8 protein-coding genes are annotated in these 4871 nt (G+C 34.0%); all 8 read right to left on the minus strand.

Annotation, left to right across the window (positions count from 1 at the left end; all coding sequences use genetic code 11):
• Positions 1-193, minus strand: a 193-nt coding sequence (locus DDE80_RS13630; protein ID WP_235612347.1) for an Rpn family recombination-promoting nuclease/putative transposase, incomplete at its 3' end; no start/stop codon positions are given.
• A gap of 304 nt (positions 194-497) precedes the next feature.
• On the minus strand, positions 498-1004 hold the full coding sequence (locus tag DDE80_RS13635) for a hypothetical protein (RefSeq protein ID WP_108308448.1): 507 nt from the start codon (positions 1002-1004) through the stop codon (positions 498-500).
• Between the two features lie 169 nt (positions 1005-1173).
• Positions 1174-1386, minus strand: a complete 213-nt coding sequence (locus DDE80_RS13640) for a hypothetical protein (RefSeq protein WP_108308450.1) — start codon at positions 1384-1386, stop codon at positions 1174-1176.
• A gap of 77 nt (positions 1387-1463) precedes the next feature.
• On the minus strand, positions 1464-1622 hold the full coding sequence (locus tag DDE80_RS15195; RefSeq protein WP_161952348.1) for a hypothetical protein: 159 nt from the start codon (positions 1620-1622) through the stop codon (positions 1464-1466).
• Between the two features lie 12 nt (positions 1623-1634).
• Positions 1635-2186, minus strand: a complete 552-nt coding sequence (locus DDE80_RS13645; protein WP_108308451.1) for a hypothetical protein — start codon at positions 2184-2186, stop codon at positions 1635-1637.
• Between the two features lie 282 nt (positions 2187-2468).
• Positions 2469-2891, minus strand: a complete 423-nt coding sequence (locus DDE80_RS13650; protein WP_161952349.1) for a protein-export chaperone SecB — start codon at positions 2889-2891, stop codon at positions 2469-2471.
• Positions 2888-3214, minus strand: coding sequence for a hypothetical protein (locus DDE80_RS13655; RefSeq protein ID WP_108308454.1), 327 nt, complete (start codon positions 3212-3214; stop codon positions 2888-2890). The genes DDE80_RS13650 and DDE80_RS13655 overlap by 4 nt, the downstream gene beginning before the upstream one ends.
• Positions 3204-3782, minus strand: coding sequence for a hypothetical protein (locus DDE80_RS13660; RefSeq protein ID WP_108308456.1), 579 nt, complete (start codon positions 3780-3782; stop codon positions 3204-3206). Before DDE80_RS13660 ends, DDE80_RS13655 begins: the two co-directional genes overlap by 11 nt.
• Between the last annotated feature and the right edge of the window lie 1089 nt (positions 3783-4871).

Here is a 4871-nt window from a genome sequence, read left to right on the forward strand (position 1 = left end):
CGCCGCCTACTTCTTGATTAATAAATACTACTTCTTTGATGGTATTGCGCCCTGTTTTTTGTAAGATGGCATTTAGGAATACCACCGTAATATCTTTATTTTTTTCACTACCAAATAGTTGCTTAAACGCATAATCTACTTTCAAATCCATTAATTTATCTAAGGGGATACGTTTTAACGCACGTCGATTCATCGCACTCACCTCTAGCATTTATTACAACTAGTATAGCATGCCCTGCGTTGTACCGTCATTTCAATACGCTACGTAGCCTGTATTAACAAAAAAAGAAGCCCTTCGCAAGATTTTTCCCGCGAAAAGCTTCCTATTTCTAATTGCGTGGGTGTCTGGCACCCGATTTTAACAATCATTATTAGGGCAATTGTACTTAAAGAAGCTGCCGCTTGCAAAATACAAAAAGCAACTCGAATAAGTTGCCTAGCTCTTTTTCAAAATGTCCTTTACAAAGGGTACACTTTACCGGGAGCTGGTTTTTATTTTAGTAAGGGAGGAATTCATCAGGACCAATTATAACGAAATTACTATCTTTATTTACTAATTTTTTTGCAATCAACTCATTTTTAGTAACAATAGGGTCGCTAAATGATACAACTAGAATTGTATGAGACACTGAATTAGCCTCCAACTGTTGCTCTAAATGTTTTAAATAGTTAATATCCTTTTCTTCAAATATCTCAGGGTTAAACTTTACCTCAACAAATTCTCCATTTTTAGTATCCCAAGCCGCGGCATCGACTGATTGTCTTCTTTTGTCTGTAGTGGTTTGAGTCGATGGTTGGTAAATAACCGGTACGCCATTAATTAAAACTTTTACACCAAATCCCATATCAGAACCTAGGTGTTTTTCTTTGAAATAGGGTTCAAATAGTTTTTCGGCAATAACCCCTCGTAATTTTTGCCATTCTTCATCAGAAGTACATTCAGTACCAATTCGACCAAGTAATACAGCAAATTCGCGCTCATCTGATGGTGTATTTTTCAGCATATATTTTCTACTCCAGCGATCATAATGAGCTTGATAAGTAGCTATTGTATTTTTAGAATGTCTAAGGAACCTATCTATTTCGATATTGGAAAACTGCATCTTTAATATCTGTAGCCAAAGCTTCTAAATGCGGAACAGGTCTATCTGATGGAGCAAATGTTATCATGATTTATTCATCCGCATTCTGAATTAATGATTCAATTATATCCATCGTAGGTAGTTGAATAGGTTCCGAAATCATTTGGCTTGAAACGAATTGAATATGTGAACGAGCATACGAAATTAACTGTGGAACAGTTTGAACATGAGCAAATTCCTCTACTAATTCTAATTTGATATCCTGTGGAAATTGGAAGTTGCCTTTATGTATGGTTTCTACCACTAGAGCAATTTCGCCATTTGAATTAATGCTTTCTACATTGGTTTTTAAGAATCCATATACTTTTTCATTCTCTACTTTTACTTGATAACTAAACGATAGGTTATGTTGTAACTTCTCAGTAACTTCTCAGTAATTAGCCCAACTTTATTGAATTGCGATTGCTCTAACGAAACCTCTATTAGTTGGATTGAATTTTTCGCTACAACGTATTTTTTTATAAATGCATCTTTTGACATTGAAATTTCTCCTTATGCGTATAATAAAAGCTCTGCTTCCCTATTAGCAGAGCTTTGAGTGTTCGTTACAGACCAGTTTGAAATGTTATTTGCTCTTATAGAACTGAAACCCGGTATTGGAATTTTCTTTTCTTGAAAATCAAATACAGGTTTACTCATCTTTTCTTTGTAAAAATCACCGATATAGTTACTAATCATCGGAAATACTTCTGTATAAGCAAATAAAAAATCTGTACGATTCCCTTCATGTACGTCGATTTCTAAACAGAACTTTTCGTGTTCTAAAAAAGCAATAATATCAGGCACTTCTGAGAGGTCTGAATCGATATTTTTAAGGAACCCTTGCCCTTTTTCGAAAAACCATTCTGAAATATAGCTGTAGTCAGGATATTTCACTGCAAGGTCTTTAAAGAAGTGATTTACATCAAGATATTGTTGAATGTTAAGTGAAAAATACTTTTCAAAGCCATTAAATAAAAGCCCAAAAATAGAATCTAATAGGCGGTCAGCATCATTCTTAGTGATATGTTTCATACCTAAGAACTCTTTAATAGTATGTGCCATAATGCGCTCCCTCCATTGTTCTTTAAATTTAAGTATAACGGATTTTCGCTGAAACTCAACTAATATCAGGTGTCTGTACTCACAAAATTGTATTAGGTTGATCCTTTCTTTTTTGGTTTGGTAGAATTAGGGGTGAGATGAGTGAATCAGGTGAATCCTCAAGAGTTAAAATAATTCTAGTGCTCATATTATTCATCTTTTACCATAATAAATAAATTTTATGAAAAAAGCCTACACTTTTAGTAGAGTGCAGACTTTAGACTTTGATGATATTTTCTTAATCTATTCAGTTCCTTCAACATTATTGGTGCTGTTTTGCTCCAATAGCTCGTAAATATTAATAGCCGGAATAATTAACGGTTCGACTCCAGACATGGATGTAAGAGTGCTAACATACGTGCGTAGATATGGGAATAGCAGGCTAATGGCGTTTACCACGTATTCTTCAAACGGCTTATCGCTCGTATAAAATTCACCCATCATAACTAACGAAATGGCGAAAGGATATTCACTATCATCTTCTTCATTTACATTGCAGCCAAGTCTAATAATCCCTTTGTGGTCATCTTCTGTATTAATTAGAATATTAACACTGAAAGACAAATCATGATTGTGCTCTATATTTCCCGAGTAATTGACATTCCATTCAAAATTACACTTTTCTGCCCGTATACTTATTATTCTTAAGTCACTGATCACGTTCACGCAGCTCCTCCCATAGAGGTTGATGTATACTTGATAACCTTTTCAAACCCTTTTACTGATATGTCTTGCAAGTTTGGATGCTCCGCAGCTTTCTGCTGAACCTGAATTCCAAATTGTTGTCCCTGTTTAAAGTTGAATTTCAAATGATTCCCCGACATTTGTTGATTTGAACAAAGCATTTCACTTGTTATTTCAAGTTTTTCAAAGCCTTCTACAGACGTCTGTTTTTTCTTATAGCCGGCAGCGATAAATAATTGTTCTGCTTCTTCAAGTGTAAATAAATCATCGACATCATGAACATGATCTCTTAAATTAATTCCCATTTTTATCACTCCTACACGTATTTGAAACATTATGCTCTTCAATTTCCTTAATAATTTCCACATTTTTAATACAAAGTTCTGTACCATTATGGTATTGAGAAATAGGCGGAAGACCCTTAAATCGTGTATAAGTATTTTTCTTAACCAAATCGACTCTAAGCTGGTGTTTGTGTATAATATGTTCAAGAATCAAACCGTCTAAACATTCTCTGTTTCTCGCACTTTTATTCGTACGTTCATATCGTTCCTTTAAAGTTTCAAAGACCTTGCTCCTGTATATGTCTAAAACTAGCGAAGCGTTGTCTTTCTCGTCCATGTCTAAGTAATATTCTTCCTCAAGTTCAAGCGATAATTTTAAGACAACAACATCTTCACTAAATTTCTCTGCAAATCCTTCTGCATTTTGCGGATTGTCTTTAAATGCGTAGACCCCTGCTCCTAAATCGCCAGGAACCTTCTGAAGAGTGGAAGCCAAGAAGGAGTATTTTTCAATTCTAAATCCATCCCTCATAATTGAAGAAACATTGGCTTTTACAGTTCCATGATAGCCCTTTATATTCTTTTTCATATTTTTATCTCATCCCATGTAGGAATTTACTTTCCCCCTCATCATACCATAAACTACATATTTATAGTAACTTTAACCCAATTCTACAGTATATCTTACTCTTTGTTAAACAAAGAATATACTTGGCTTGCTTTCAGTCAGAGAAGAGGCTCGCTCATTTGTCGTGGCGAACCTTTTGCTAAAAGATTTCCTTAAAGAATAGCTACAAAAAATAAAACTCCAGTAACTATAGGAGCAATGTTACCACCAAAAACCCAGTACTAATATCACTTGTAGAAGTTACATTGCCCACTGCAAACCTATTTGATTGGCATACATGTAAGTCGATGTTTTTCTTACAACTACATTACAATCAAAACATCAAAGTAGTCCCTATAGATTTGTCTCTCTTTATTAAAACTTTGAGACGTTCATTTTCAATGTCACTATTTTGTAATTTGACCAATGAGAATGATTCTAGCAAGTCAAATAGTGTATTATTATTTACCATATGATTTGCTACACTTTGTGAAATATGAATGCTTGACTTATCAAGCGTTGCAGATCTATTTGCAAATATAAGACGAAATGGCTCATTATGTTTAAATAGAATTGATTGATACACATTTTCCATTGGTTGAAACTTTCTCTCCGGATAGCCCCTTACATCTGCCGTTCTCATAGTAGAACAACAATTAAATATTGTAATACAGGGTGGGTTTTCAAAAAGTACTTTTCTCAATTGAGTATGAGAGAAAAACTCTTTTTCTTTAATTGTGTGGGTGCCAGGCACCCGATATTTATTTGAATATTTAATTAGTAAAATGGAAAATAACCAACTAAATTGATAATTTAGTACATATAATTTTTAGTCAATACAAAACGCCCATTCCCTGTAAGAGAATGAGCGCTATGCGTTACCAATTGTTAATTGGCTTCATGATTATAATATATGCTTAAGTTTTTTATTATTACGATTCTTGTTCGATAATCTCTTCATACAAGAAAATTTTGTGGGTGTCAGTCACCCAATATTTATTTGTTCCGTGTTATAATATCAGTAATAAAAGTGAAGGAGGTAATGTCACATGGCAACATCATCATTTGACA

The sequence above is a fragment of the Metalysinibacillus jejuensis genome (assembly GCF_003057615.1).
Classification (GTDB): Bacteria; Bacillota; Bacilli; order Bacillales_A; family Planococcaceae; genus Metalysinibacillus; species Metalysinibacillus jejuensis.

What these genes read in the sequence shown, in the direction of transcription:
- DDE80_RS13635 (WP_108308448.1), bottom strand. Translation starts at nt 1,004, where the DNA reads ATGCTGAAAAATACACCATCAGATGAGCGCGAATTTGCTGTATTACTT.
- DDE80_RS15195 (WP_161952348.1), bottom strand. Translation starts at nt 1,622, where the DNA reads ATGTCAAAAGATGCATTTATAAAAAAATACGTTGTAGCGAAAAATTCA.
- DDE80_RS13660 (WP_108308456.1), bottom strand. Translation starts at nt 3,782, where the DNA reads ATGAAAAAGAATATAAAGGGCTATCATGGAACTGTAAAAGCCAATGTT.
- DDE80_RS13655 (WP_108308454.1), bottom strand. Translation starts at nt 3,214, where the DNA reads ATGGGAATTAATTTAAGAGATCATGTTCATGATGTCGATGATTTATTT.
- DDE80_RS13645 (WP_108308451.1), bottom strand. Translation starts at nt 2,186, where the DNA reads ATGGCACATACTATTAAAGAGTTCTTAGGTATGAAACATATCACTAAG.